Below are 23,910 nucleotides of genomic sequence, written 5' to 3'. Positions count from 1 at the left end.
ACGCCGGTTTCTTTGTTTCTCATTGGCTTAAAGCTCAGGCTGCCTTGGCGTCGGGGTTGAAACGACCATAGAAGGTCTGACCCTTTTCAGCCATCTCGCGCAGCAGCGGCGGGCAGGCAAAGCGATCGCCGTATTTTGCAGACAGCTGATCACACCGTTCGGCCGCATAAGGCGCACCGATAATGTCCAGCCAGCTGAGCGGACCACCGGACCAGGGTGCAAAACCCCAGGCCAGGATCGCGCCAACGTCCGCTTCGCGGATGTCCTCGACCACGCCTTCTTCCAGCGCGCGCACGGCTTCCAGAACCTGTGCGAACATCAGACGTTCCTGCACTTCGATCAGATCGGGCTGCTCGTCTGCCAGCGGGTATTTGTCGTGGATACCTTTCCAGTACCCGGTGCGCTTGCCCTTTTCGTCATAGTCAAAGTAGCCCGCGTTGGCCTTACGACCCAGACGACCTTCTTCTTCCATCCAAACGATCAGATCATCGGCTTCGGACGCCGGATAGGCATTGCCCATGGCGGCTTTGGTTGCCTTCATGATGCGCACACCCAGATCGATTGAGGTCTCGTCACCCAATTGCACAGGACCAACCGGGAAGCCCAACTGGCGCGCCGCATTGTCGATCAACACGGGCGCGACGCCCTCGGTGATCATGCGGGTTGCTTCGTTGCCATAAGGGATGATGCAGCGGTTGCAGTAGAAGAAGCGCGCATCGTTGACCACGATCGGGGTCTTGCGGATCTGACGCACGTAATCCAGCGCCTTGGCGACCGCACGGTCCCCGGTTTCCTTGCCTTTGATGATCTCGACCAGAAGCATCTTCTCGACGGGCGAGAAGAAGTGGATGCCGATGAACTGATCAGGACGAACGCTCGCCTTGGCCAGATCGGTGATCGGCAGGGTCGAGGTGTTCGAGGCAAAGATGCAATCCTCGGGGATAATCGCCTCGACCTTCTTGGTCATGTCGGCTTTCACGGCAGGATCTTCGAACACGGCCTCGATGATCAGGTCACAGCCTTTGAGCTGTTCCAGATCCGGGGTCGCGGTGATGCGGCCCAGCATGGCGTCTTTCTTTTCCTGCGTGACCTTGCCGCGCTTCATCCCCTTGTCGAGGTAGGCCTCGGTATAGGCTTTGCCCTTGTCAGCAGCAGCCTGATCTCGGTCGATCAGAATGACCTCCATTCCGGCTTGAGCGGACACCAGCGTGATGCCAGCACCCATCATGCCTGCACCCAGAACGCCCAGCTTCTTGACGCGCTGATCGGCGACATCCTTGGGACGCACGGCGCCTTTTTCCAGCGCTTCCTTGTTCAGGAACAGCGAGCGGATCATGGCACCAGACGAGGGGTTCATCAGCACCGATGTGAACCAGCGCGCTTCGATCTTCAGCGCGTTGTCAAAGTCAACCAGAGCACCTTCGTAAACAGCGCTCAAAAGCGCCTTGGCCGCCGGGAACGCGCCTTGGGTTTTACCGTGAACCATGGCCGAAGCACCCACAAAGGTCATGAACCCTGCGGGGTGATAGGGCGCACCACCGGGCATCTTGTAACCTTTGGCGTCCCACGGCTTGACGATGTCGGCGTCCTTGGCATTCAGCACCCATTCGCGCGCTGCAGCTACCGGATCGGCAACAACCTCATCCACCAGACCGGCCCCTTTGGCCTTTTGGGCGTCCAACATCTTACCTTCGAGCAGCAGCGGAGAGGCCGCCATCGCGCCCAGCTTTTTGGCCAGACGAGTAGTGCCACCAGCTCCGGGGAAGATGCCAACCAGAATCTCCGGCAGGCCATATTTCGCCTTGGGGTTCTCGCTGACAAAGATGCGGTGCGTGGCCAGCGGCAGTTCCAGACCGATGCCAGCAGCGGTGCCGGGCAGGGCCGAGGCAATCGGCTTGCCGCCCTTGTTGGTCTTCTTGTCCATACCGGCACGTTCGATTTTGCGCAGAAGGGCATGCATCTGCATGGTGCCTTCGAACAGGCCCTTGGCCGGGTCGTCGCCCGCTTGTTCCTTCATCACGGCCAGCAGGTTCAGGTCCATGCCGCCCGCAAACGAGCCCTCTTTGCCCGAGGTGACCACGATGCCTTTGACTGCGTCATCGGCCAATGCGTCGTCGATGCAGGCGTCCAGTTGGGCCAGACCGTCGAACGACATCACGTTCATGGTTTTGCCCGGTACATCCCAGGTGATGGTTGCGACGCCGTCTGCGTCTTTCGTCAGTGTAAATTCAGCCATTTTCTTATTCTCCAGACGCCGTTCTTACACGCGCTCGATGATGGTCGCTGCACCCATGCCGGATGCGATACACAGGGTTGCCAAACCGGTTTCCTTGTCCTGACGCTCCAGCTCGTCCAACAGGGTACCGATGATGATCGCGCCGGTTGCACCCAGTGGGTGGCCCATGGCGATAGAACCGCCGTTGACGTTGACCAGTTCAGGATCGACATCAAACGCCTGCTGGAAACGCATTACGACCGAGGCGAAAGCTTCGTTCACTTCGAACAGGTCGAAGTCGGAAATTGCCATGCCATTGTCGGCCATGATCTTTTGCGTCACCGGCACCGGGCCGGTCAGCATGATGGTCGGGTCCAGGCCGATTTTGGCGGTGGCTTTGATGCGGGCGCGGGGTTTCAAGCCGTGCTTCTCACCAAACTCCTTGTTGCCGATCAGAACAGCCGCTGCACCATCCACGATGCCGGAAGAGTTGCCCGCGTGGTGGATGTGGTTGATCTTTTCCAGGTGCGGGTACTTCAGCATGGCGATCTTATCAAAGCCCGGCATCTGCTCGCCCATCATCTGGAACGCAGGGTTCAGGCTGCCCAAGGACTGCATGTCGGTGCCGGGACGCATGTATTCGTCGCGATCCAGAATAGTCAGGCCGTTCTGGTCCTTGACCGAGATGACCGACTTGTCAAAGCGGCCCTCTTCCCAGGCCTGCGCCGCACGGCGCTGCGATTCCATAGCCAACGCGTCCGCTTGATCACGGCTAAAGCCATACTCTGTGGCAATGATGTCCGCCGAGATACCCTGCGGAACAAAGTAGCCATCAATCGCAATCGACGGATCAACAGCAATTGCCGCGCCGTCGCTGCCCATGGCCACGCGGCCCATCATCTCGACACCACCGGCAATGTAGCCGTCGCCAGCACCACCGCGCACCTGGTTTGCAGCCAGGTTTACGGCTTCCATGCCGGATGCGCAGAAGCGGTTGATCGACAGACCGGGGATCGACTCGTCCAGGTCCGAGGCCAGAACGGCCGAGCGCGCCAGACAGCCGCCCTGTTCCATGACTTGGGTGACGTTGCCCCAGATCACGTCCTCGACGGCATGGCCTTCGAGGTTGTTACGCTCTTTGATGGCGTTCATGGTCAACGCGGACAGGCGCAGGCTGGTCACCTCGTGCAGGCTGCCATCCTTGCGGCCCTTGCCGCGCGGGGTGCGCAGGGCGTCATAGATATAGGCTTCGGTCATTGGTTTAGTCTCCTCAAGCGCGGTCCGACGGATTGCCGGGCATCAGGTCATAGGGGTGTTTCCAACCGGGCAGGGCGCTGATGCGGTCCAGCCAGGCGTTGATGTGGGGCCATTCGGCACGGTCAAAGCCGAAGGGTTCGGGGTAGTAGAGATAGCCACAGCAGCTAAGGTCGGCGTTGGTGACCCCGTCACCGACAATCCAGTTGCGGCCTTCCAGATGGTTGTTCAACAACTCATAGGCGCCACGCAGGCGGCCCTGGTTGAAAGCAATCACCTCGGCCGGGCGTTTGTCCTCGGGCAGGAAATTCATCAGAAAGCGGGTGACACCAGCCATCGAGCTGAGCTTGTGGTTGTCCCACAGCACCCAGCGAAAGATCTCATAGTTCTCTTCGTGGGTCTTGCCGCCGAACTTGCCGGACTTCTCGGTCACATAGGCCTGGATCGCGCCAGATTGTCCGGTTTTGAATTCACCGTCCACCAGCACGGGGGCCTCGCCCAACTCGTTGACATTGGCGCGGTATTCCGGCGTGCGGGTCTCGCCTTTGAAAAAGTCGACAAAAACCGGCTCCCACTGCAGCCCGCTCAATTGCAGGGCCAGGGCCGCCTTGTAAGAATTGCCGCTTTCTCCGAAGCAGTAAAGTTTCATTGTCATGGCAAGGCCCCTCCCGTGGCTGGCCGTGGAATTTGAGTATTTGTGAAAAGATGAAGAGGCATTGGTGACACTTCGTTAACCCTGATGTGCTTGGTTAGAGACGCGGTACAGGCTGGAGAGCCGATGGCCGCAAAAGGTGAAGTCGTCCCTGTCCTGATGGCGAGTGAGCCCCGTGGCAGGGACGCATTCCCATTTCATCTTTTCAAAAATACTCCCGCCGGAGGCACTCGACGGAGATACTTGGTGAATTCCGCGAGGACCTATCGCTTGCGGTCCTCAAGCTCTGCATTGAACAGACGCAGTCTGTGGGTCAGGTTCTCCTCGTTGATTACGCTGTTGAAATTCTCGAACAAGAAGGACAAAGCCTCGCCTTCGTCCAACCCGGCTTCGCGCGCGAAATTCTTGAGCTTGCGGTACGCATCCTCGGTCATGGCGCAGGGAAAACGACGGGTCAGTTTGAAGCGTTTGGGCATGGGCGTCCTTTGGAATAGTTGGCTTCGGGCGTGGGCCGCCCGAAGCCGATGTTCCGCTTAGAAGTTCGCGGCGTCCAGTGTCATAATGGTGTCGCCACCGCTCTGGATGCGGGTCAGGTGCATTCCGGTCGCGGGCAGGCGGCGTGCCATGTAGAAACGGCCGGTGGTCAACTTGGTCTCATAGAACTCTTTGTCCTCGGTACCAGCGGCCAGTGCCTCCAGCGAAGCCTTGCCCATACGCGCCCACATCAGGCCGAGGCAGACGTGGCCGAACATGTGCATGAAGTCATACGAGCCCGACAACGCATTGTTGGGGTTGGTCGCGTTCTGCATGAAGTACATGCCAGCAGCCTGCAGGTCCTTGGACGCTGCTTTCAGAGGCTCCAAGAAGTGGCGATCAAACGCTTCGTCCTGACCTGCGTTGTCCTTGATGTACGATTTCACCAGCTCAAAGAAAGCCATCACGTGCTTGCCACCATCTGCGGCCAGCTTGCGGCCCACGAGATCCAGCGCCTGAACGCCGTTGGCGCCCTCATAGATCATGGCGATACGGGCGTCGCGTGTGTATTGCGACATGCCCCATTCTTCGATGTAGCCATGGCCGCCATAGACTTGTTGTGCCTGAACGGTCATGTCGTAGCCTTCGTCGGTCAGAAAGCCCTTGATGACGGGGGTCAGCAGCGAGATCAGGCCATCGGCGTCCTTGTCACCCTTACGGTGTGCCGCATCGATCATCGAGGCGCCCCACAGGATGAACGCGCGCGCGCCTTCGACAAAGCTCTTCTGATCCATCAAGTTGCGGCGGATGTCAGGGTGCACGATCAGCGGATCGGCAGGGCCTTCGGGGTTCTTGGCACCGGTCACGTCGCGGCCTTGCAGGCGGTCCTTGGCGTATTCCACAGCGTTCTGATACGCCGCATCCGCCTGACACAGGCCCTGCATGCCGACGCCCAGACGAGCTTCGTTCATCATGGTGAACATGGCGCGCATGCCCTTGTGCTCTTCGCCAATCAGGAAGCCGGTTGCGCCGTCATAGTTCATCACACAGGTCGAATTGCCGTGGATGCCCATCTTTTCTTCGATCTTACCCACAGTGGCAGGGTTGCGATCACCCAGCGAGCCGTCTTCGTTGACCATGTATTTGGGCACGATGAACAGCGATACGCCCTTGATGCCTTCGGGGCCGCCAACGATCTTGGCCAGGACCAGGTGAATGATGTTGTCGGCCATGTCGTGATCGCCCGACGAGATGAAAATCTTCTGCCCGGTGATTTTGTACGACCCATCAGCCTGCGGTTCCGCCTTGGTGCGCATCAGGCCCAGATCGGTGCCGCAGTGCGGTTCGGTCAGGTTCATGGTGCCGGTCCAGTCACAGCTGACCATTTTGGGCAGATAGGTGTTTTTCTGCTCTTCGGTGCCGTGTGCCAGGATCGCCGAGGCTGCACCGTGGGTCAGGCCCTGATACATTGTAAATGCGCTGTTGGAGGCCGAGAACATCTCGCCCACTGCGGTTCCCATCACGTAAGGCATGTTCTGACCGCCGTACTGCTCTGGCATGTCCAATCCGGTCCAACCGCCTGCTTTGACCTCTTCAAAAGCTTCCTTAAACCCGGTGGGGGTGCGCACAACGCCGTTTTCCAGACGGCACCCTTCGGTGTCGCCGACAACATTCAGCGGGTGCAGCACGTTGGTGGCCAGTTTGCCGGCTTCTTCCAGAACGGCACCGGTGAACTCGCTTTCCAGCTCATCATAACCGGGAATGTCGGATTGCGAGACCTTGAGGACGTCATGCAGAACGAACTGAGTGTCCTTGGTTGGGGCGTTGTAGATGGGCATGAGGAGCTCCCTGGGTAGATGGATATTGTTGAGATCGGAGGACCGAAGAAGTTACTCGGCGGCCTTCTTGTCTTGATTGCTCGAGGTGATGATCTTTTCACCCCATTTGAGTTGTTCCTTGAGGTCATCAATGGCCTGGTTCAGCTCATCGCGCTGCAGTTCCATGTCAGCCAGACGTTCGCGCGCCAGCTCATAGGTCCGTTCCAGCTGAACCTGTTGCTGATCACCTACGTCATAAAGGTCGAGAAGTTGGCGAATTTGTTCCAGGCTGAAGCCAAAACGTTTACCACGCAGGATCAGTTTCAGGCGCGCGCGGTCACGTTTGGTGAACAGGCGCTTTTGTCCCTCGCGGATAGGGAACAACAATTCTTTTGACTCATAGAACCGCAAGGTGCGGGGCGTAACATCATACGTGTCGCACATCTCGCGAATGGTCAGTGTGTTGTCAGTCATAATGTCAAACTCTCATTACAAGTGTTGTGACCCTGAGGTGATCAGTGTTGCCGCTGTTTACAACATCCGCTTGACGTTTACGTAAGTTGAACGCTGCGTCACGAAATTTCTGACGTAAGATCAAACGAAGTTTCGCGGTACTCCGGCAATAATTTGCCGCCGCGTCACAATGGGTTTGCGGTGTAGTAAGCCGGTGTTCAGGTGAATCACCGGCCCGAAGCACCACCACGTGGACCTGCATAATGCTGTCGCCGCGCTGATCGATTTGCGGAAACCTGGGCATCCCAATTGGCTTGGGACACGCGCGGCAGGCGCGGTTCCATAACCGTTTGGACCGACGTCGCAAGCGGTAAGAGCAAAGCATGAGATTACGATCAGAAAGGGAAGTTTCATTGGGCACCTCTCACCAGAATAGGTGCAGCACCGAAGTGACCCCTGGTCACTGGTCGCGATGCACCAATGACAAGAATGTAGTTGTCAATCTGTTAGATCAACGCCGCCCCGAGCATTTCACGTGTTTTTGAGAGTGGGGCAAACGCTTCAAATTCTACTCGATCTTGCCGTCCTGCAGGTCCTTGGCGGTTTCTTCGCGCAATTGGATTAGTTCGGACATGGCTTCTTCGAGTTGCTGTTTTTGCGATTCAAGCTCTTTGAGTTGTACACCGGCGTTGCGCACGAATGCTTCCATTTGCGCACGATTGCCTTCGTGTTCATATATCAGTAGCCACTGCCGGATCTCTTCCAAGGGAAAGCCGAAACGGCGACCGCGCATGATCAGCTTCATCCGGGCGCGTTCGCGTGCACCATAATAGCGCGAGCGGCCTTCGCGGTCGGGCTGCAAAAGCTCGATGTATTCATAGTACCGAAGCGTGCGCGGGGTGACGTCGAACTCGGCGCACATCTCCTTGAATGACAGTCGGGTGTCAGACATTCTAAATCTCCTTGGCCGCAACCTATGGTGTCGTTGCGACAAGCGCAACAGGTGGGCTTGCCCTTTTGGCGCACGCAGGCTCATAAAGAGACAAAGCCCATGCATAAAGTGCAAGCAATGACAGACAAGACAAAAATCGCGGCTCAGTTTATTCAGGCCATTCCTCACGCCAAGGCCCTTGGACTTCAGCTGACCTACATCGGCAACGGCGAGGCTGAAATAACCATGCCCTATAACGAGGCGTTGATCGGCGATCCCAAGACCGGCGTGATCCACGGCGGGGCGGTGTCTGCGATGATGGACACCTGCGCGGGGGCTGCCGTGATGAGTCACCCCGCCGCGCCTGGCGGGACCGCGACCATCGACCTCAGGATCGACTACATGCGGGCAGCAACGCCGGGGCAGGCCATCACCACCAAGGCCGAGTGCTATCACATCACTCGCAACGTGGCCTTTGTACGGGCGACCGCGACAGACGAAGACACGGATCGCCCCGTGGCCACGGCCTCGGGCGCATTCACGGTGGAGAAACGCTGATGACTCGATCCAAGCCTGAACCAATGCAAGTGGTCAAGCAGCGCCGCGATGCCACGTTGAATGCGCTCGTCAATGGCGTGCCTTTTGTTCAGTTCCTCGACATCACCTTTGACCGACGCGGAGATGAACTGACAGGGGTGCTGAATTTTGACGACAAGCTGATCGGCAACCCGTTTCTGCCCGCGATCCATGGCGGCGTGACAGCCGCGTTTCTCGAGGTGACGGCCGTGATTTCGCTCAGCTGGTCGCACCTGTGGCCGCTGATCGAAAGCGGCGAGCTGTCGCCCGAGGACATCGAGGCCGGCAATATGCCTCCGTTTCCCAAGACCATCGATCTGACGGTGGACTATCTGCGCTCGGGCCTGCCGCGCGACGCTTATGCTCGGGCCTATATCAGCCGGGCCGGGCGGCGCTATGCCTCGGTTCGGGTTGAGGCGTGGCAGGACAATCACGACAAGCTTTTCGCGCAGGCCAGCGGTCACTTCCTGATGCCGCAGCTCAAGGCCGAGTGATCTGGTGAGCGATCAGATCACCCACCGGCGGGTTCTGAACATCGCCATACCGATCGTTATTTCAAATGCAACTGTGCCCATACTGGGCGCGGTTGACACGGGTGTTGTAGGCCAGATGGGGGCAGCGGCACCCATCGGAGCTGTGGGGATCGGGGCCGTGATCCTGTCCGCACTCTACTGGATTTTCGGCTTTCTGCGGATGGGCACCACCGGATTGGCGGCGCAGGCGCGCGGGGCAGGGGACGTGGCCGAAACCGGTGCTCTGCTTATGCGGGGTCTGCTGTTGGGGTTTGCCGGTGGGCTGCTGTTCATTTTTGGGCAGGCCTTGCTATTTGCTGGCGCATTCTGGCTTGCCCCGGCCAGCGCCGAAGTCGAGCGGTTGGCGCTTGATTACCTCACGATCCGTATCTGGGGGGCGCCTGCGACTATCGCGCTCTATGCCGTTACTGGCTGGCTGATTGCGGTCGAGCGGACACGAGGTGTCTTTGTCCTGCAGTTGTGGATGAACGGGCTCAACATCGTGCTGGACCTTTGGTTCGTGCTGGGGCTGGGTTGGGGTGTCGAAGGCGTGGCTGTTGCCACACTGATTGCCGAATGGACCGGGCTGGCGCTTGGCCTGTGGCTGTGCCGGGATGCTTTTGCAGGGCAACAGTGGCGCAACTGGACGCGGATCTTCGACCCTGCACGCCTGCGCCGGATGATGGCGGTGAACGCGGATATCATGGTGCGGTCAGTTCTGCTGACGGGGTCATTCACCACCTTCCTATTCATTGGTTCGGATCTAGGCGACGTGAATCTGGCCGCAAACCAGATCCTGCTGCAATTTCTGGAGGTGACGGCTTTTGCGCTTGATGGTTTTGCCTTCTCGGCTGAGGCGCTTGTGGGCGGCGCTGTTGGTGCCGGGGATCGCGCACAGGTACGACGTGCGGCTGTAATTGCGTCGCAATGGGGGGTAGGTGGCGCGATAGGGCTGGGATTAATATTCTGGCTGGCTGGTCCCGCAATCATCGACCTTATGGCGACCTCACCGGATGTCCGCGACGTCGGACGTGACTACCTATTCTGGGCAGCGCTGGCTCCGGTTCTGGGTGTGGCGAGTTGGATGTTTGACGGGATCTATATTGGTGGCACCTGGACCCGAGATATGCGGATCGCGATGATCCAATCCGTGGCGGCCTATGTGGTGGCTCTGGTGATGCTTGTCCCAGCTTATGGGAACCACGGGCTATGGGCCGCCCTGATGGTGCTGAATGTGGCCCGTGGCTTGACCATGTGGGTGCGCTATCCCCGCCTCGAGGCGCAAGTTGCGGCCTAAGGGAACTCCCGCCCGTCATCGATGTTTCTTGCGAAACACCTCCTCCCGTTGGGCCAGGCTCAGGTGGGCAAAGCCCACCTGAGCCTGGCCCCCGCCGTCCGCAGGACGCAAGGCCGACAGGCCGCGCAGGTTTTAGAGCAGGGCGAGAAGGTTTTCGGGCGGGCGCCCGATCACGGCCCTTTCGCCTGTTTTACCCAAGGGGCGTTCGATCAGGATCGGGTGATCTGCCATCGCTTGCAACAGGGTCGCATCGCTGGCATCCGTGCTCAGCCCCAACTCCTTGAACGTTTTTTCCCCGGTCCGCATCATCTCAATCGCGGCAACACAAAGCGCAGCTTGAGTTGTGCGAAGCTCATCCAATGTGGGCGCATCTTCCAGGTATTTGCGCACAGAGAGTTCTGCGCCCTTCTCCTCGAGCAACGCCAACCCCTGGCGGGACTTGGAACAGCGTGGGTTGTGCCAATATTCAATCACAGCCAGTCCTCTCGTTTGCTGCCAACTGCATCCGCGACCGAGGCAAATCCATCGCGCTGCAAGAGCGCATCCAATCCTCGTGCGATATCGCCTGCCAACGACAAACCACCAAAAACCATGGCCGTGTAAAACTGCACGGCCGAGGCGCCAGCGCAGATTTTGGCATAGGCCTGTTCAGCGGTGCTGATGCCGCCAACGCCGATCAGCGGCGTACGCCCTTCGGTAAGGGCAGACAGCCGTGCCAGAACGCGGGTGGATTTTTCAAACAGCGGCGCTCCGGACAGGCCACCGGCCTCGTCTTTGTGTGCACTGGTCAACCCGTCGCGCGAGAGAGTGGTGTTAGTTGCAATCACCGCGTCGACGCCTGTGTCGTAGGCGACGGCAGCGATGTCATCGATCTCGGTTTCGGTCAGATCCGGCGCGATCTTTAGGAAAACGGGCACCCGGCGCTCCAGCCTGTTGCGGGTCTCGATCACGCCCGCCAAAAGCGCGGTCAGAGCCTCTTTTCCCTGCAAGTCGCGCAGCTTTTCGGTGTTGGGTGAAGACACATTGACCGTTGCGAAATCCAGATGTGCAGCACAATGCGACAGCACACGAGCAAAGTCGGCAGGTCGGTCGGTGCTGTCCTTGTTGGCGCCCAGGTTCAGCCCGATTACCGCATCCTTTGGACGATTGGCCAAACGCGCGCCAATGGTTTCCATCCCTTCGTTGTTGAAGCCGAAGCGGTTGATTGCGGCCTTGTCTTTGGTCAGGCGAAAGAGGCGCGGTTTCGGGTTGCCGGGCTGCGGGCGCGGCGTGGCGGCGCCCACCTCGATAAAGCCAAACCCCGATTGCGAGAGCGGCGCCAGTGCCTCGGCGTTTTTGTCGAACCCAGCAGCAAGGCCGACCGGGTTGGGTAGATCAAGACCGGCGATATGTGTACGCAAACGTGATGACGTGACCGGCCCAGTCGTGGGCGTCAAACCCATCTTGAGCGCCTTGATCGACATGCCATGCGCCGCTTCGGGATCCATCCGGTGCAGCGCGGCGAGGCCCAATTTCTCGGTCAGCTTCATCCGAATGCCTTTCCACTAGCTGTGGGCGCGCAGCGGATCAACCGCGAGGTTTCGACGGCTGCTTGCCGGTGAATGACTGCGCGCTGATAGTCAGGGTCGGTCACCATGTCCAGAAACGCATGCGCGGTTGGGTATCGGGCGACAAAGACCTCGTCCCAATGCTCATCACTGGGGCCGATCAAAACTGATTGCATTGAGCCGCGCCAGACAATCGAGGCGCCAAGCCGCGCGATGATCGGTGCAGTATCGATGCCATAATTTTCATAGGCTTCGGCTCCGGTCAGGCTTGGCCGAGGATAAGGGGTGATCAGCGGGGTAGGTCGCTCTGTCGCGGAATTTCACCAAGTTCAGCATCTCGATCGGCTGATCCCGATCAAGCGCTTTGAAGGCTTCGAACTGTTCACGTTCCGGGTCAATGTATTGGCTCATTCCATTCCTTCCGGGAACTGATGCGTGCCGTGTAACAGGGGCAGGGGCTTGGCCCAAAGCACGTCGGTCATGTGCAGCCTGCGATAGAGGTGCGGGAACAGTGCATCGCCGCGAGACACTTCCCATTTCAACGCATCGCCCATGGCGTCGGCTTTGCAGGCCAACAAAAGCAGCCCTTCGACCCCGGCAAAGTGCTTGGCCGCCGTCTCGGCCGCTTGTTCGGCGGTCGAGAAGTGGACGAACCCGTCGCTTACATCAATCGGCGCGCCGTCGGTTTCGCCTGCGGCCTGCAATGCGGCCCATTCGTCCGCGCGGAAGATTTTATAGATCAGCATGGGTTGGGTGATGCCTTGGGCAAGCGCGGGAATCAAGAACCAATGCAGGGCGACCTTTCCTTACGTCGCCCATTTCTGTCTTTGACTCTGGGGGCCAAACAGGGGCACGATCTGTCCAAAACCAACAATAAGGGAGTTCAGTCATGTTGGACCGATTTCTGATGTCTGCTGCGGCACTTGGCCTGACGGCCGGGATGGCGGCGGCGGAATACAAGCTGACCATTTTGCACACGAACGATTTCCATTCCCGGTTCGAGCCGATCAGCAAGTACGACAGCGGCTGCAGCGAAGGTGATAACGCTGAGGGCAAATGTTTTGGTGGTTCTGCGCGTCTGGTGACCGCTATCGCAGAAGCACGTGAACGCGCAGGAAGTTCGGTCCTGGTAGACGGTGGGGATCAGTTCCAAGGGTCGTTGTTTTACACCTATTACAAGGGCAAGGTTGCAGCCGAGTTCATGAACAAGCTGGGCTATGATGGCATGACCGTCGGCAACCACGAGTTCGACGACGGACCAGAGGTGCTGCGCGGCTTTATGGATGCGGTCGAGTTTCCGGTTCTGATGTCAAACGCCGACGTCTCGAAAGAAGAGCTGCTGGCCGATACGCTGATGAAATCAACTGTGATCGAAAAGGGCGGCGAAAAGATCGGCTTGATCGGTCTGACCCCACAGGACACCGATGAGCTGGCTAGCCCCGGTCCGAACGTGACCTTCAGTGATCCTGTTGCGGCTGTTCAGGGCGAGGTCGACAAGCTGACGTCCGAGGGTGTGAACAAGATTATCGTGCTGAGCCATTCGGGCTACGCCGTTGACCAGCGCGTTGCCGCCGAAACAACCGGTGTCGACGTGATCGTTGGCGGGCACTCCAATACATACCTTAGCAATGTGTCAGATCGTGCGGCTGGCCCGTACCCGACAGTGGTGAACAACGTGCAGATCGTGCAGGCCTATGCCTATGGCAAGTTCCTGGGCGAGTTGAATGTCGTCTTTGACGATGACGGCAACGTGGTCGAGGCTAAGGGCGAACCGCTGGTTATGGACGGCGCCGTGGCTGAGGATGAGGCCGCTGTGGCCCGTATCGCCGAACTGGCCAAACCGCTGGATGAGATCCGCAACAAGGTGGTGGCAAGTGCTGCCTCGCCAATCGAAGGGGACCGGGCGGTATGCCGCATTCAGGAATGCGCGATGGGCAACCTGGTCGCAGATGCCATGCTGGAACGCGTTGCGGATCAGGGTGTAACCATCGCCATTGCCAACTCGGGCGGCCTTCGTGCCAGTGTGGATGCTGGTGACGTGACCATGGGTGAGGTGCTGACTGTATTGCCCTTCCAGAACACGCTCTCGACTTTTGAAATCAATGGTCAGGGCGTGATCGATGCGTTGGAAAATGGTGTTAGCCAAGTTGAAGAAGTCAAAGGTCGGTTTCCACAAGTCGCCGGGCTTACATTCAGCTGGGATCCTGCTGTTGCCCCTAACGAAGGGCGTGTAAGCGACGTCATGGTGGCCAGCGAAGATGGTTTTGTGCCAATTGATCCGGCAGCTACGTATATGGTGGTCACCAACAACTATGTTCGTAACGGTGGCGATGGCTACAAGATGTTCGCAGGCGAAGACAAAAACGCCTATGATTTCGGCCCGGACTTGGCGGATGTGACAGCCGAGTATCTGGCTGCCAACGCGCCATATCAACCCTATGTGGATGGCCGTATCCAGCAGAAGTAAGGTCAGATCATACCAAGGTTTCACAAGGGGCGCGGGTTAATCTCGCGCTCCTTTTTTGTTGCGGTTCGTTCACTCTGTTGATGGGGCGGCAAATCAATTGCCGAACTCAGGGGGAATGTCGACCGCCGCTCGAACTTTAGACGCTTTCACTTTCTGCAAAGTGTGTTTCACAAGCGTTCTGAGGTTCCTTCTTGGGCCAAACGGAACCGCAAGATTGGCCTTAATTGATAACATCTCATTTTTTTGACCATGCAGGTCACGGTGCAAAGTACCTTTTATATAGGTGGTATCGATCATCACGGTCTGTTCTTCGCCGTTCTTCGACCCGTGAAGCATCAAGTTCTTCGAAAATCAATTTATCCTGACCATACGCAAATAAGGGTGAAGTGTTTATGGTGTAACATCGCGCCGAAGGTGGTGGCCAAATTGAAGAATCCACCACTCGCTTTGGCAAGCCCTTAGGGTCAACCGGCCCTCTTAGTTTTGTTGGTCAACGTAAGACGCTATGCACATGGCCCTGAGTTGAAGTGGCAAACACTGGTCTGCGCGTTGACGCAGGCTGACTGTGCGTTGGCGTGTGGGGTCTCGCCAAGCCTACTTAATAGGCGTAGAGAACTCTCATGATGAAACCGATCCCCCTTGCCGAGGCACACAGCCTGCCGTTCTGGCGACGCCCGTTTACCTTGCTGTTTGTCACGGCGATGGCGATGCCGATTGCCTTTTACTCCTGGTATGCTCTGTTGAATAACTTCGTCATCGAGGTCGCAGATTTTGATGGGGCCGACATCGGCCTATTGCACACCGTGCGCGAGATCCCGGGGTTTCTGGCCGTTGGGGTCATCGCCATAATTATTTTTGTGCGAGAACAGGTTCTTGGGCTGATCTCACTTTTTATGCTTGGGGTCGCCACGGCCTTTACAGCATGGTTTCCCAGCTTGCAGGGCCTGCTTTTTTGACACTGCTCAGCTCGATCGGATTTCATTATTACGAGACGGTGAACCAATCTCTGCAACTGCAATGGCTGCCGAAAGAGCGCGCGCCGCAGATGCTGGGTTGGTTGATGGCGGCCGGGTCTGCCACGACGACAGTGGTTTTTGTGCTGATCGTGATGATGTGGGATACGCTCAACCTGACCTACAACATCGTCTTCATGCTCTCAGGCGGGGTGACTGCGGCTATCGCGTTGTTCTGTCTGGTTGCTTATCCGCAGTTCGAGGCACCAACGCCGCAGGTCAAGAAGATGGTGCTGCGGAAACGGTACTGGCTATACTACGCGCTCCAATTCATGTCGGGAGCACGGCGGCAGATTTTCATGGTCTTCGCCGGGTTCATGATGGTTGAACGCTTCGGGTTCGAGGTGCACGAACTTACCGGCCTCTATCTGATCAACCTTGTGATCAACATGTTTGCCGCGCCGTTCCTGGGCAAGGCAGTTGCCAAGTTCGGCGAGCGCCGGACGCTGATGTTCGAATACATCGGGCTGGCGCTCGTGTTCGGGGCATACGGAGGTCTCTACTGGTTTGGTTGGGGCTTCATGCTGGCAGCGTTTCTTTACGTGATCGACCACATCCTGTTTGGTCTGGCGATGGCCCTGAAAACCTATTTCCAGAAGATCGCCGATCCCGGGGACATTGCCCCTACGGCGGCGGTAGCCTTTACCATCAACCATATCGCAGCGGTCTTCTTGCCGGTTCTGCTGGGCCTGTTGTGGGTGGTCTCACCGGCGGCGGTCTTTGTGATGGCGTCCTGTATGGCGATGGTGTCGCTGGGGCTGTCGCTGTTGATCCCGCGTCATCCGGAACCTGGGCACGAGACGATTTTTGCCCGCCCACAACCGGCCCCGGCGGAATGAGCGCACATGGCTGAAAAGGGACGGTTCCTGACCGGCTCCACCATGGGGCATGTGGTGCGCATGACCATGACCGGCGCCATGGGGATCACCTTTGTCTTTCTAGTGGACGCGGCCAACCTGTTCTGGATCTCGCAACTGGGCGACCCCAAGCTGATGGCCGCCATCGGGTTCGCCTTTGCGATCCAGTACTTCTCGGTTTCGGCGGGCATTGGGTTGATGATCGCCTCGACTGCACTGGTGTCGCGCCGTATTGGCGAAGACAACCGCCCGCTGGCACGCCGCAATGCCACAAGCGCAGCGATGATTGCATTTGCAATCCAAAGCTCGGTTGCCGCGACGATTTTTATCTTCCGACATGATATCATTGCTCTGTCGGGCGCGACCGGAGAGACGGCTGCGCTGGCCGCGCGTTATCTGGCTATGTCGGTGCCCAGCCTTGGCATCATGGCGGTGTCGATGATTGCCAACGGTACGTTGCGTGCCGAGGGCGACGGGATGCGGTCGATGATGGTCACGCTGACTTCGGGCGTAGTGGCCATGGTGATCGACCCGATCATGATCGTGGGCTTTGGGTGGGGCCTGGATGGCGCCGCCATGGGGCTCAACATCTCGCGCGTGGTGATGTTAGTGGTGGCGTTGCGGTTTGCCATCGGCACGCATGACCTGCTTGCGCGGCCTTGCCTGACCGGCTTGCGTGAAACTGTGCGGCCGTATTTTGCCATCGCCCTACCTGCGATTGCAGCGCAGATGGCGACACCTGTGGGCAACTACTTGCTAACGACCGTCATGGCAGGTTTTGGGGACGAGGCGATGGTAGGCTGGGCTGTCGTGGGCCGCCTGACCGTCGTGGCGTTTGGTGGGATCTTTTCGCTGTCGGGTGCCATCGGTGGCATCTTTGGCCAGAATTTCGGTGCGCAAAGGCATGACCGTCTTTGCCGCACCTATCGAGATGCGCTGATCTTTGGGCTGATCTACACTACAGTAACGTGGTCGCTATTGGCGCTGCTTGGCCCCTGGATCGTACAGGCCTTTGCTGTGACTGGAACTGGTGTCGAGGTTGTCCTGAGCTTTGTCTATCTCGGCGCGGGTGGCTTCGTCTTTGCGTCAGCGCTGTATGTGGCCTCGGCCGCGTTCAATGCCTTGGCGAAGCCCGGCTGGGCCACTCTGGTGTCCTGGATCCGGGATGGCATCCTGACGCTGCCCTTTGCCTGGGTTTTTGCAGGTTGGTTCGGCGCACCGGGCGTGATCTATGCGCAAGCGCTGGTTACCATCCTCGTTGGGGCAGGGGCGGCCTGGTGGGGTTGGCTCTATGTGCAATCCCTGGGCCGAACCATGGCATCAAAGCTTGACCTCGAGCCGCCACGGCCCTACGCGCATGCGGATAGATTCAGGAGACGCTGATGCCGACCTTTACCGCACTGACCACGTTGATGGGCAAAGCCCCCGCCGAAGCCCTGGGCGAGGCGATGGAGCGCCTGACCCCTGAACCAACCGGCATTGGTGTGTTCGAGGTCGAAGATGGCTCGGGCCTGTGGGAGGTCGGCGGCTATTTCACCGAAACGCCCGACGAGGCGGGCCTGGCCTTGCTGGCGGTGACGTTCGAAGCCAAGCCATTCGTGATTTCGGAACTGCCAGAAACCGATTGGGTCGCCCATGTGCGCCGTGAATTGGCCCCGGTCGAAGCGGGTCGGTTCTTTGTCTACGGCAGTCACGACGCTGAAAAGGTGCCCGCAGGCAGCATCCCGTTGCTGATCGAGGCGGCGATGGCGTTTGGAACCGGCCACCACGGCACCACGCTGGGGTGCCTGCGCGCGCTAGACCGTCTGATCTCGGACGGGTTCGAAGGCACCAAGGTGGCTGACATTGGATGCGGTACTGCCGTTTTGGCAATGGCGGCTGCACGGGTCTGGAACGGAGACATCCTGGCCAGTGACATTGACGAGGTGGCAGTCGACGTAGCCGAAGCCAACCTGAAGGCCAACGGCATGGAAGGAACAGTCAAATGCCTGGAAGCGGCGGGGTTCGATCATCCGGATCTAGCAGCCCATGCGCCCTATGATCTGGTCTTCGCCAATATCCTCAAAGGTCCTCTGGTGGCCCTGTCACCGGATGTGACATCCCATCTGCGCCCTGGCGGTTATGCGATTCTTTCCGGCATTTTGAACGAACAGGCCGACGAAGTTGTCGAGGTTTACGCGCAAATTGGAAACAATCTGGTCCATCGCGATGAAATTGGTGAATGGACAACCCTCACAATTCAAAGAAATGCCGCAATTTAGACCAGTTTTACGGGCATTTTAGGTGTAGGTCTTGGTTTGGCCACATTTTGGCCGTAGCTTCTTTTAATCGCTGGTGGGGGCCGGTGATACGGAGGCTGCCATGGTTGAGGAACAACTCCAATTTGATCGTCGCGTTCAAAATCTGACGCGCAAACACAAGGCCATGTCGCGAGGGTATACGCACAGTATGCGTTCGGACGGGCTGATTGTCATGAAACCCCGCCGAACACGACCGGGTGTTTCGCTACGTGCACTAATAATTTTTGTATTCGGCTTCTTGGTCTTCAAGGGCTTCTTGCTGGCAAACCTCGGTCCAGCGGCCTATTCGGATCGGCTGGCAATATTGAGCCAGGGTACAGTTGTCGAACAAGGGGGCGCCGTTTTGATGGCGGTTGACCCAGTTACAGAGTTCATCGCGTCCAATATCGGTCCTGTTCTTCGCTGATAGGCCAGCTCTCGATTTAACGAGTTTCAAGGACGGCGAATTTTTTCTTCTCAACCAAGCAGCACAAAAAACGCCGCGTGATTTATTCACGCGGCGTTTTTTTGTTTCCCAAGGGAGACGTGGGAAATGTCTTAGAAACGGAGCGACCCTTCTGCAACGCCGTCGATGTCGCCGCGGATTAAACCGATGTCTTCCAGTTCGCGGTCGGACAGTTCCGACAGAGCGTTGCGGGTGACGCGAGCGTCGTTCCACAGAGCGATTGCGTTCACTGCGGATGCGAATGTTGCGCCGATACGGCCAACGAGGCCGGTCGAGCCATAGGTGCGGGTGGTGTCCAGTGCAGCCATATCAATGTTCCTTCTGGTTTGTGTGAGTAGTCACTGTGTTTGTTCTGAGCCGCACTTATGTCGACCAAATCACCGGCACAAGAGATCAAAATTGCATGTGTCCTATGCAATTTCTGCAAGGGTCAAAATGACTGAAACAGTCATGAAATAAAGGGTGATCAGGCGTCGAAAAAGTGTCGTTTTCTGCATTGCAGCATGTCGTTTTCGGACCGAAAGTCGTGTGCAGAACAGGGGGTGTCGTTTTTTTCTGTGATCGCAAAGCGCTTGGAAAATGTTCCCCTTTCGTGCTAGTCCGTGAGAAACGTTACAAAAACGAGCAGGGCGTGGGCAGATTTATGCGAATTCTGGGCATCGACCCCGGATTGCGGACCATGGGATGGGGCGTAATCGAATCAAACGGCAGCCGGTTGAGTCACATTGCCAATGGTCATTGCACGTCGGGCACCGGAGAGTTGGCAGAGCGTTTGCTGTCCCTTCACGAGCAACTCACCGATGTTGTGGCCCGTTTTGCGCCGGATGAGGCCGCGATCGAACAGACGTTTGTGAACAAGGACGGCGCCGGTACGCTGAAGCTGGGTCAGGCACGGGGCGTGGCCCTTCTGACCCTGGCCCAAGCAGGAGTGCCGATCGGTGAATACGCGCCGAACAAAGTCAAGAAAACCATCGTCGGAGCGGGCCACGCAGACAAGCAACAAATTCTCTACATGGTCAAACTGCAATTGCCCGGTTGTGAACCGGCAGGCTCGGATGCGGCCGACGCTCTGGCCATTGCCATGTGCCATGCGCATTATGGGGGCAAGAACGACGTCCGGCTGCGCGAGGTAAGAGCATGATTGGCAAACTGACAGGGCGGTTGGATTACCGGGCTGCTGATCACATCCTGATCGATGTGCGCGGTGTCGGCTACATTGTCTATTGCTCGGATCGTACGCTCGCGTCTTTGCCCGGAGTAGGCGAGGCGGTGTCGCTTTATACCGACATGGTGGTGCGTGAGGATCTGATGCAGCTCTACGGCTTTACCTCGCTGATCGAAAAAGAATGGCATCGCTTGCTGTGTTCGGTGCAAGGCATCGGCGCCAAGGTTTCCTTGGCTATTCTCGGCACGTTGGGGCCGGATGGCGTGAGCCGCGCGATTGCGTTGGGCGATTGGGCCTCGGTCAAGGCGGCCAAGGGCGTTGGCCCCAAGACTGCACAGCGCGTGGTGCTGGACCTCAAGGACAAGGCGCCGGGTGTGATGGCCCTGGGTGGCACGGTGACCGAGGCATTGGATGGCCCCGACCTGGACGTCATTGACGACGCAGACACTGCGCCCAAGCCCAAACCACGCAAGAAGCCGGCAGGCCCATCAGGCGCGGCTGCGGCCTCGGCGGGGGCTTTGTCGGCCCTATCGAACCTTGGATATGGCCCATCAGACGCGACCTCGGCCGTGGCCGAAGCAGCGGCGTCAAACCCTGATGCTGGCGAGGCGGACCTGATCCGCGCGGCGCTGAAGCTGCTGGCTCCGAAAGGCTGAGTGACGGATGATCGATGCCGACCCAACATTGCGCCCTGAACCGTTGCCCGAAGACCATGATCGGGCCCTGCGTCCGCAAGGCTTGGGTGAATTCATCGGCCAAGCCGAGGCCCGCGCCAACCTGCGCGTCTTTATCCAATCCGCCAAACAGCGTGGCGAGGCTATGGATCACACGTTGTTTCATGGCCCCCCTGGTTTGGGTAAGACCACGCTGGCGCAGATCGTGGCGCGTGAATTGGGCGTGAACTTTCGAATGACCTCTGGGCCCGTACTGGCCAAGGCGGGTGATCTGGCCGCGATCCTGACCAATCTTGAAAGCCGCGATGTTTTGTTCATCGACGAAATCCACCGTCTGAATCCAGCGGTTGAAGAGGTGCTCTATCCGGCGATGGAGGATTTTGAGCTGGACCTTGTGATTGGCGAAGGACCTGCCGCACGCACGGTGCGGATCGAGCTACAGCCCTTCACGCTGGTCGGTGCGACAACACGTATGGGGTTGCTGACGACGCCCCTGCGCGACCGGTTTGGCATCCCCACCCGATTGCAATTCTACACCGTCGACGAGCTGCACGAGATCGTCACCCGCAACGCTCGCAAACTGGGCGCACCCGCCGATGATCAAGGCGCACGAGAGATCGCCAGGCGCGCACGAGGCACGCCCCGGATCGCCGGGCGGTTGCTGCGGCGTGTGGTGGATTTTGCCGTGGTCGAAGGCGACGGGCGGATCACCCGCGAGTTGGCCGACGGGGCTTTGACCCGCCTCGGCGTTGACCAATTGGGTTTGGATGGCGCGGATCGCCGCTATCTGAAGCTAATCGCCGAGAATTATGGCGGCGGTCCGGTCGGGATAGAAACGCTTTCGGCGGCCCTGTCGGAAAGCCGGGATGCGCTGGAAGAGGTGATCGAGCCCTACCTGCTGCAACAGGGCCTGATCCAGCGCACGCCGCGTGGGCGAATGCTGGCGCAAAAGGCTTGGGCGCATCTGGGATTGCCCATGCCCAAAAGTCAGAGTGATTTGTTTGGATGAGGGACGCCTTCGGCGGCCGTATTTGGAACAAGAAGAAATTATGGACGAGCGACTTTCAGACCTGAGCGCTTTGGCGCGGAAGATTTCCGACATCTACGCCGAGCGTTTCGATGTGGAACGCGATGCCACCTGGTATCTGGCTAAGATGACTGAGGAACTGGGCGAGGTGACCTCGGCTTATCTCAAACTGGCGGGGCAGGGACGTGGTGCAGGATCGCGCGCGGATTTAGAGGATGAGGTCGCCGATCTGTTGGGCTTTGTGTTGCTGTTTGCCGATTGGCAAGGCATAGATCCCGGTATGGCCCTGCAGCGCAAATGGGGCAGCTATTTGGAGGCCCAAGAGGCATGACACCGCAAGAGATTGAGGCACTGTTCACCCGTGAAGATGGTGACTTTGTCTTTGCCCGATGGTCTCGTCCGATCGTGCCGATCGTCTTTGGCGTGGAAGATCAGACGTTGGAAACAGTCAAAGGCGCGTTTGAGGCAGTAGTGACGCTGGCCAATCACAAGATGGCTGAAACTGACCCTGAATTGGGCGCCAATTGCATGGTCTTCTTCTTCCGAAACTGGTCGGAATTGCTGGAGGTTCCTGATTTGGACCGTCTGGTGCCCGAGCTTGCCACACTGGTTGAACGCTTGACTGAAATGGGCGCGAACCAGTACCGCACCTTCCGGTTCGAAGATGACGGCGCGATCAAGGCGGCCTTTGTGTTCCTGCGGATGGATGCTGAGATGTCTAAGGTTCCGGCTGAAACCCTGGCGCTCAGTCAGGTGGTGCAGATCATGCTGCTCTGGTCCGATCTGGCGTTCCGAGAACGCTCACCCCTAGCGTTGGCGGGTGAGACCACGATCCTGCGGCCGGATGTGGCCGATGTGATCCGGGCAGCATACGATCCGGTGTTGCCAACGTCGGCGCAGGATGCGTCACTCGCCTTGCGGATTTTTGCCCGGGTGACGCAGTAACGCACCTCTTTCTTCTTCGCCGTTCGCAACGCGGAATATGCTGCATTTCAATGAACTGGCCCAAGGAGTGGGTAATTTCCGGAAGCTGGTTTTTTCACGGGGGAAACCTGCGAGACGCGTAGGCCAAGCATGGCAATGTTTTTCAACGCACGATTAAGATGACCAGGTTTCCTGTGCTGCGCGAAGCAGTGCTTCAAGGGGCGGCAGGTCATTTTCAAAGGTACTTTTGAAGGTGCCCCATTTTTCACCCCAAGTGCCCTTTCCAGATTTTCATGCAGCTTGCTGAGGACGACTGAACATCACACGCCCGCCGTCCGGTCCTGCCCGAAACGTGAGGACCTTGCCGCACGGGTGAATGTACAAAAATGTTCTTTCACAGTGTGCCGACCCGTTAGTGGATGACGGCAATAGGCCGCCGGAGAGACGGCCTAAGCTCTGTGAGTTCAGTGGAAACGCAATCGCCAGGCCATCCCCAAGCTTGGCGGATCGTTTCCTAGTCGCGCTCCACTTCCTTCAACCCTTCGATTTGTAGATCAAATCCGGCTTGGATGTGGGCAGTGAAAGTTTCAAGCGCTTCCGTGACGTCGCCGGTCCCGATGGCATCGACAAGCGTCAAGTGGTCACCGAGTGACATTGAGATGTCTACATTTTCAATGGCCGAGAATAGGTGAAATGCCATGGCCTTGCCCCAGATCATGTCGAACATGTCGAGCAGAAATTTATTACCTGCTTCGACCATGAAAGCGCGGTGAATACGTCGGTTCGCGACAAAGTAGTCACGGGTGGTGGGGTTGCTGAGATCCTCTTCCTGGCGAATGAGGTCTCGCAGGCGATCAAGCACTTCGGGCTCGGCGTGAACTGCAAGAATGCGGGCGGCTTGCCCTTCAATTGCAGCGCGGGCCTGGTACAGCTGACGCACCTCGGCCTGGTCCATGCGTGCCAATCGAAAACCACCGCTTGCGGCTACTTCAAGAACGCCTTCGGTTTCCAACCGCATCAGGGCTTCGCGCACAGGCGTTCGGCTGATGTTCAATTCAGCGGCCAGTTTTTCCTGTACCAGGCGATCCTCGGTCGAGATGTCGCGACTCATGATCGCTTCGACCAGCTGGTCATAGACTTCGTCGGCCAGCCGTCTGCGTTGTGTTTTGATCTGTTTCAGAGCCACTCGGAGCCTCTCTTTCGGTGTTTTGTGAATTCTGTATTCAAAAAAGCATCGGGTGCCAAGGCGAATGGGCTTGCTATTGGCCGTGTACTGTATACAGTATACAGATGTGATTGGAAAGGGAGCT

General features: G+C 58.2%; 27 protein-coding genes and 1 pseudogene. 13 read left to right on the top strand and 15 right to left on the bottom strand.

Annotated features, from left to right (window positions below):
• Nucleotides 1–34: 34 nt before the first annotated feature.
• The 7 genes from ACZ1HE_RS16990 to ACZ1HE_RS16960 all read right to left on the bottom strand — a co-directional run bounded on the left by ACZ1HE_RS16990 (nucleotide 35) and on the right by ACZ1HE_RS16960 (nucleotide 7,817).
• Complete coding sequence (locus ACZ1HE_RS16990) at nucleotides 35–2,236, bottom strand: 3-hydroxyacyl-CoA dehydrogenase NAD-binding domain-containing protein (RefSeq protein ID WP_472622678.1); 2,202 nt, start codon at nucleotides 2,234–2,236, stop codon at nucleotides 35–37.
• Nucleotides 2,237–2,260: 24 nt separating this feature from the next.
• A complete protein-coding gene (locus tag ACZ1HE_RS16985; protein WP_108790332.1) occupies nucleotides 2,261–3,472 on the bottom strand; it encodes an acetyl-CoA C-acetyltransferase in 1,212 nt (403 codons plus the stop codon).
• 13 nt (nucleotides 3,473–3,485) lie between these two features.
• Nucleotides 3,486–4,124 (bottom strand): glutathione S-transferase family protein, encoded by a 639-nt coding sequence (locus ACZ1HE_RS16980; protein ID WP_472622676.1) that lies wholly within the window; start codon nucleotides 4,122–4,124, stop codon nucleotides 3,486–3,488.
• A 260-nt stretch (nucleotides 4,125–4,384) separates the two neighbouring features.
• Entirely contained in the window at nucleotides 4,385–4,597 is a 213-nt protein-coding gene (locus tag ACZ1HE_RS16975) for a hypothetical protein (protein WP_085796647.1), read from the bottom strand.
• A 57-nt stretch (nucleotides 4,598–4,654) separates the two neighbouring features.
• Nucleotides 4,655–6,433, bottom strand: a complete 1,779-nt coding sequence (locus ACZ1HE_RS16970; protein WP_472622674.1) for an acyl-CoA dehydrogenase C-terminal domain-containing protein — start codon at nucleotides 6,431–6,433, stop codon at nucleotides 4,655–4,657.
• Between the two features lie 51 nt (nucleotides 6,434–6,484).
• Nucleotides 6,485–6,886, bottom strand: coding sequence for a MerR family transcriptional regulator (locus ACZ1HE_RS16965; protein WP_472622672.1), 402 nt, complete (start codon nucleotides 6,884–6,886; stop codon nucleotides 6,485–6,487).
• A 547-nt stretch (nucleotides 6,887–7,433) separates the two neighbouring features.
• Complete coding sequence (locus tag ACZ1HE_RS16960; protein WP_472622670.1) at nucleotides 7,434–7,817, bottom strand: MerR family transcriptional regulator; 384 nt, start codon at nucleotides 7,815–7,817, stop codon at nucleotides 7,434–7,436.
• Between the two features lie 117 nt (nucleotides 7,818–7,934).
• Between ACZ1HE_RS16960 and ACZ1HE_RS16955 the strand changes: the two genes are divergently transcribed.
• Genes ACZ1HE_RS16955 through ACZ1HE_RS16945 form a run of 3 tightly spaced genes read left to right on the top strand, consistent with a single transcriptional unit; the run spans nucleotide 7,935 to nucleotide 10,181 of the window.
• Entirely contained in the window at nucleotides 7,935–8,354 is a 420-nt protein-coding gene (locus ACZ1HE_RS16955) for a PaaI family thioesterase (protein ID WP_472622668.1), read from the top strand.
• Nucleotides 8,354–8,866 (top strand): PaaI family thioesterase, encoded by a 513-nt coding sequence (locus tag ACZ1HE_RS16950; protein ID WP_472622666.1) that lies wholly within the window; start codon nucleotides 8,354–8,356, stop codon nucleotides 8,864–8,866. Before ACZ1HE_RS16955 ends, ACZ1HE_RS16950 begins: the two co-directional genes overlap by 1 nt.
• Before the next feature lie 4 nt (nucleotides 8,867–8,870).
• Complete coding sequence (locus ACZ1HE_RS16945) at nucleotides 8,871–10,181, top strand: MATE family efflux transporter (protein WP_472622664.1); 1,311 nt, start codon at nucleotides 8,871–8,873, stop codon at nucleotides 10,179–10,181.
• A gap of 132 nt (nucleotides 10,182–10,313) precedes the next feature.
• Here the strand turns inward: ACZ1HE_RS16945 and arsC are convergent, their stop codons facing one another.
• From arsC to ACZ1HE_RS16920, 5 genes are read right to left on the bottom strand one after another with little or no spacing between them, the layout of a single operon-like run.
• Nucleotides 10,314–10,655 (bottom strand): arsenate reductase (glutaredoxin), encoded by a 342-nt coding sequence (arsC, locus tag ACZ1HE_RS16940; RefSeq protein WP_472622662.1) that lies wholly within the window; start codon nucleotides 10,653–10,655, stop codon nucleotides 10,314–10,316.
• The gene (locus ACZ1HE_RS16935) at nucleotides 10,652–11,710 is read right to left on the bottom strand and encodes a quinone-dependent dihydroorotate dehydrogenase (protein WP_472622660.1); all 1,059 of its coding nucleotides are present in this window, start codon (nucleotides 11,708–11,710) and stop codon (nucleotides 10,652–10,654) included. Before ACZ1HE_RS16935 ends, arsC begins: the two co-directional genes overlap by 4 nt.
• Nucleotides 11,707–11,943, bottom strand: coding sequence for a DUF1330 domain-containing protein (locus ACZ1HE_RS16930; protein ID WP_472624523.1), 237 nt, complete (start codon nucleotides 11,941–11,943; stop codon nucleotides 11,707–11,709). The genes ACZ1HE_RS16935 and ACZ1HE_RS16930 overlap by 4 nt, the downstream gene beginning before the upstream one ends.
• 28 nt (nucleotides 11,944–11,971) lie before the next feature.
• Complete coding sequence (locus ACZ1HE_RS16925; RefSeq protein WP_472622658.1) at nucleotides 11,972–12,139, bottom strand: hypothetical protein; 168 nt, start codon at nucleotides 12,137–12,139, stop codon at nucleotides 11,972–11,974.
• Complete coding sequence (locus ACZ1HE_RS16920) at nucleotides 12,136–12,474, bottom strand: DUF952 domain-containing protein (RefSeq protein WP_472622656.1); 339 nt, start codon at nucleotides 12,472–12,474, stop codon at nucleotides 12,136–12,138. Before ACZ1HE_RS16920 ends, ACZ1HE_RS16925 begins: the two co-directional genes overlap by 4 nt.
• A gap of 143 nt (nucleotides 12,475–12,617) precedes the next feature.
• On the opposite strand from ACZ1HE_RS16920, the gene ACZ1HE_RS16915 reads away from it, so the two are divergent.
• Nucleotides 12,618–14,195 carry a bifunctional metallophosphatase/5'-nucleotidase gene (locus tag ACZ1HE_RS16915; protein WP_472622654.1) on the top strand — a complete coding sequence of 526 codons (1,578 nt, stop codon included), beginning with the start codon at nucleotides 12,618–12,620 and terminating at the stop codon, nucleotides 14,193–14,195.
• 93 nt (nucleotides 14,196–14,288) lie between these two features.
• Here the strand turns inward: ACZ1HE_RS16915 and ACZ1HE_RS16910 are convergent, their stop codons facing one another.
• On the bottom strand, nucleotides 14,289–14,531 hold the full coding sequence (locus tag ACZ1HE_RS16910) for a hypothetical protein (RefSeq protein ID WP_472622652.1): 243 nt from the start codon (nucleotides 14,529–14,531) through the stop codon (nucleotides 14,289–14,291).
• A gap of 284 nt (nucleotides 14,532–14,815) precedes the next feature.
• Between ACZ1HE_RS16910 and ACZ1HE_RS16905 the strand changes: the two are divergent.
• From ACZ1HE_RS16905 to ACZ1HE_RS16890, 4 genes and pseudogenes are all read left to right on the top strand, one after another.
• Nucleotides 14,816–16,047: pseudogene (locus tag ACZ1HE_RS16905) on the top strand (MFS transporter).
• Nucleotides 16,048–16,053: 6 nt separating this feature from the next.
• Nucleotides 16,054–17,448 (top strand): MATE family efflux transporter, encoded by a 1,395-nt coding sequence (locus ACZ1HE_RS16900; RefSeq protein ID WP_472622650.1) that lies wholly within the window; start codon nucleotides 16,054–16,056, stop codon nucleotides 17,446–17,448.
• A complete protein-coding gene (locus ACZ1HE_RS16895) occupies nucleotides 17,448–18,326 on the top strand; it encodes a 50S ribosomal protein L11 methyltransferase (protein WP_472622648.1) in 879 nt (292 codons plus the stop codon). Before ACZ1HE_RS16900 ends, ACZ1HE_RS16895 begins: the two co-directional genes overlap by 1 nt.
• Before the next feature lie 100 nt (nucleotides 18,327–18,426).
• A complete protein-coding gene (locus ACZ1HE_RS16890; RefSeq protein WP_472622646.1) occupies nucleotides 18,427–18,771 on the top strand; it encodes a hypothetical protein in 345 nt (114 codons plus the stop codon).
• A 131-nt stretch (nucleotides 18,772–18,902) separates the two neighbouring features.
• On the opposite strand, the gene ACZ1HE_RS16885 is transcribed toward ACZ1HE_RS16890, so the two are convergent.
• Nucleotides 18,903–19,118: a DUF1127 domain-containing protein gene (locus tag ACZ1HE_RS16885; protein WP_472622644.1), complete on the bottom strand. Its 216-nt coding sequence runs from the start codon at nucleotides 19,116–19,118 to the stop codon at nucleotides 18,903–18,905.
• Between the two features lie 335 nt (nucleotides 19,119–19,453).
• On the opposite strand from ACZ1HE_RS16885, the gene ruvC reads away from it, so the two are divergent.
• From ruvC to ACZ1HE_RS16860, 5 genes are read left to right on the top strand one after another with little or no spacing between them, the layout of a single operon-like run.
• Nucleotides 19,454–19,951, top strand: a complete 498-nt coding sequence (ruvC, locus tag ACZ1HE_RS16880) for a crossover junction endodeoxyribonuclease RuvC (protein WP_472624521.1) — start codon at nucleotides 19,454–19,456, stop codon at nucleotides 19,949–19,951.
• The gene (gene ruvA / locus ACZ1HE_RS16875; protein ID WP_472622642.1) at nucleotides 19,948–20,631 is read left to right on the top strand and encodes a Holliday junction branch migration protein RuvA; all 684 of its coding nucleotides are present in this window, start codon (nucleotides 19,948–19,950) and stop codon (nucleotides 20,629–20,631) included. The genes ruvC and ruvA overlap by 4 nt, the downstream gene beginning before the upstream one ends.
• 7 nt (nucleotides 20,632–20,638) lie before the next feature.
• Nucleotides 20,639–21,658, top strand: a complete 1,020-nt coding sequence (ruvB, locus tag ACZ1HE_RS16870) for a Holliday junction branch migration DNA helicase RuvB (protein WP_472622640.1) — start codon at nucleotides 20,639–20,641, stop codon at nucleotides 21,656–21,658.
• Nucleotides 21,659–21,698: 40 nt separating this feature from the next.
• Nucleotides 21,699–22,007, top strand: coding sequence for a nucleoside triphosphate pyrophosphohydrolase family protein (locus tag ACZ1HE_RS16865; protein WP_472622638.1), 309 nt, complete (start codon nucleotides 21,699–21,701; stop codon nucleotides 22,005–22,007).
• Entirely contained in the window at nucleotides 22,004–22,621 is a 618-nt protein-coding gene (locus ACZ1HE_RS16860) for a hypothetical protein (protein WP_472622636.1), read from the top strand. Before ACZ1HE_RS16865 ends, ACZ1HE_RS16860 begins: the two co-directional genes overlap by 4 nt.
• Before the next feature lie 493 nt (nucleotides 22,622–23,114).
• Here ACZ1HE_RS16860 and ACZ1HE_RS16855 read toward each other — a convergent pair whose 3' ends face one another.
• On the bottom strand, nucleotides 23,115–23,786 hold the full coding sequence (locus ACZ1HE_RS16855; protein WP_472622634.1) for a GntR family transcriptional regulator: 672 nt from the start codon (nucleotides 23,784–23,786) through the stop codon (nucleotides 23,115–23,117).
• Between the last annotated feature and the right edge of the window lie 124 nt (nucleotides 23,787–23,910).

The organism is Falsiruegeria sp. JB4-1 (genome assembly GCF_055693495.1).
This window is presented reverse-complemented; position numbering and strand designations above follow the sequence as displayed.

Excerpts from the sequence above, each read along its gene's own strand:
- ACZ1HE_RS16990 (WP_472622678.1), bottom strand. The coding sequence starts at position 2,236 with ATGGCTGAATTTACACTGACGAAAGACGCAGACGGCGTCGCAACCATC.
- ACZ1HE_RS16985 (WP_108790332.1), bottom strand. The coding sequence starts at position 3,472 with ATGACCGAAGCCTATATCTATGACGCCCTGCGCACCCCGCGCGGCAAG.
- ACZ1HE_RS16980 (WP_472622676.1), bottom strand. The coding sequence starts at position 4,124 with ATGACAATGAAACTTTACTGCTTCGGAGAAAGCGGCAATTCTTACAAG.
- ACZ1HE_RS16975 (WP_085796647.1), bottom strand. The coding sequence starts at position 4,597 with ATGCCCAAACGCTTCAAACTGACCCGTCGTTTTCCCTGCGCCATGACC.
- ACZ1HE_RS16970 (WP_472622674.1), bottom strand. The coding sequence starts at position 6,433 with ATGCCCATCTACAACGCCCCAACCAAGGACACTCAGTTCGTTCTGCAT.
- ACZ1HE_RS16965 (WP_472622672.1), bottom strand. The coding sequence starts at position 6,886 with ATGACTGACAACACACTGACCATTCGCGAGATGTGCGACACGTATGAT.
- ACZ1HE_RS16960 (WP_472622670.1), bottom strand. The coding sequence starts at position 7,817 with ATGTCTGACACCCGACTGTCATTCAAGGAGATGTGCGCCGAGTTCGAC.
- ACZ1HE_RS16955 (WP_472622668.1), top strand. The coding sequence starts at position 7,935 with ATGACAGACAAGACAAAAATCGCGGCTCAGTTTATTCAGGCCATTCCT.
- ACZ1HE_RS16950 (WP_472622666.1), top strand. The coding sequence starts at position 8,354 with ATGACTCGATCCAAGCCTGAACCAATGCAAGTGGTCAAGCAGCGCCGC.
- ACZ1HE_RS16935 (WP_472622660.1), bottom strand. The coding sequence starts at position 11,710 with ATGAAGCTGACCGAGAAATTGGGCCTCGCCGCGCTGCACCGGATGGAT.
- ACZ1HE_RS16925 (WP_472622658.1), bottom strand. The coding sequence starts at position 12,139 with ATGAGCCAATACATTGACCCGGAACGTGAACAGTTCGAAGCCTTCAAA.
- ACZ1HE_RS16920 (WP_472622656.1), bottom strand. The coding sequence starts at position 12,474 with ATGCTGATCTATAAAATCTTCCGCGCGGACGAATGGGCCGCATTGCAG.
- ACZ1HE_RS16915 (WP_472622654.1), top strand. The coding sequence starts at position 12,618 with ATGTTGGACCGATTTCTGATGTCTGCTGCGGCACTTGGCCTGACGGCC.
- ACZ1HE_RS16910 (WP_472622652.1), bottom strand. The coding sequence starts at position 14,531 with ATGCTTCACGGGTCGAAGAACGGCGAAGAACAGACCGTGATGATCGAT.
- ACZ1HE_RS16900 (WP_472622650.1), top strand. The coding sequence starts at position 16,054 with ATGGCTGAAAAGGGACGGTTCCTGACCGGCTCCACCATGGGGCATGTG.
- ACZ1HE_RS16895 (WP_472622648.1), top strand. The coding sequence starts at position 17,448 with ATGCCGACCTTTACCGCACTGACCACGTTGATGGGCAAAGCCCCCGCC.
- ACZ1HE_RS16890 (WP_472622646.1), top strand. The coding sequence starts at position 18,427 with ATGGTTGAGGAACAACTCCAATTTGATCGTCGCGTTCAAAATCTGACG.
- ACZ1HE_RS16885 (WP_472622644.1), bottom strand. The coding sequence starts at position 19,118 with ATGGCTGCACTGGACACCACCCGCACCTATGGCTCGACCGGCCTCGTT.
- ruvC (WP_472624521.1), top strand. The coding sequence starts at position 19,454 with ATGCGAATTCTGGGCATCGACCCCGGATTGCGGACCATGGGATGGGGC.
- ruvA (WP_472622642.1), top strand. The coding sequence starts at position 19,948 with ATGATTGGCAAACTGACAGGGCGGTTGGATTACCGGGCTGCTGATCAC.
- ruvB (WP_472622640.1), top strand. The coding sequence starts at position 20,639 with ATGATCGATGCCGACCCAACATTGCGCCCTGAACCGTTGCCCGAAGAC.
- ACZ1HE_RS16865 (WP_472622638.1), top strand. The coding sequence starts at position 21,699 with ATGGACGAGCGACTTTCAGACCTGAGCGCTTTGGCGCGGAAGATTTCC.
- ACZ1HE_RS16860 (WP_472622636.1), top strand. The coding sequence starts at position 22,004 with ATGACACCGCAAGAGATTGAGGCACTGTTCACCCGTGAAGATGGTGAC.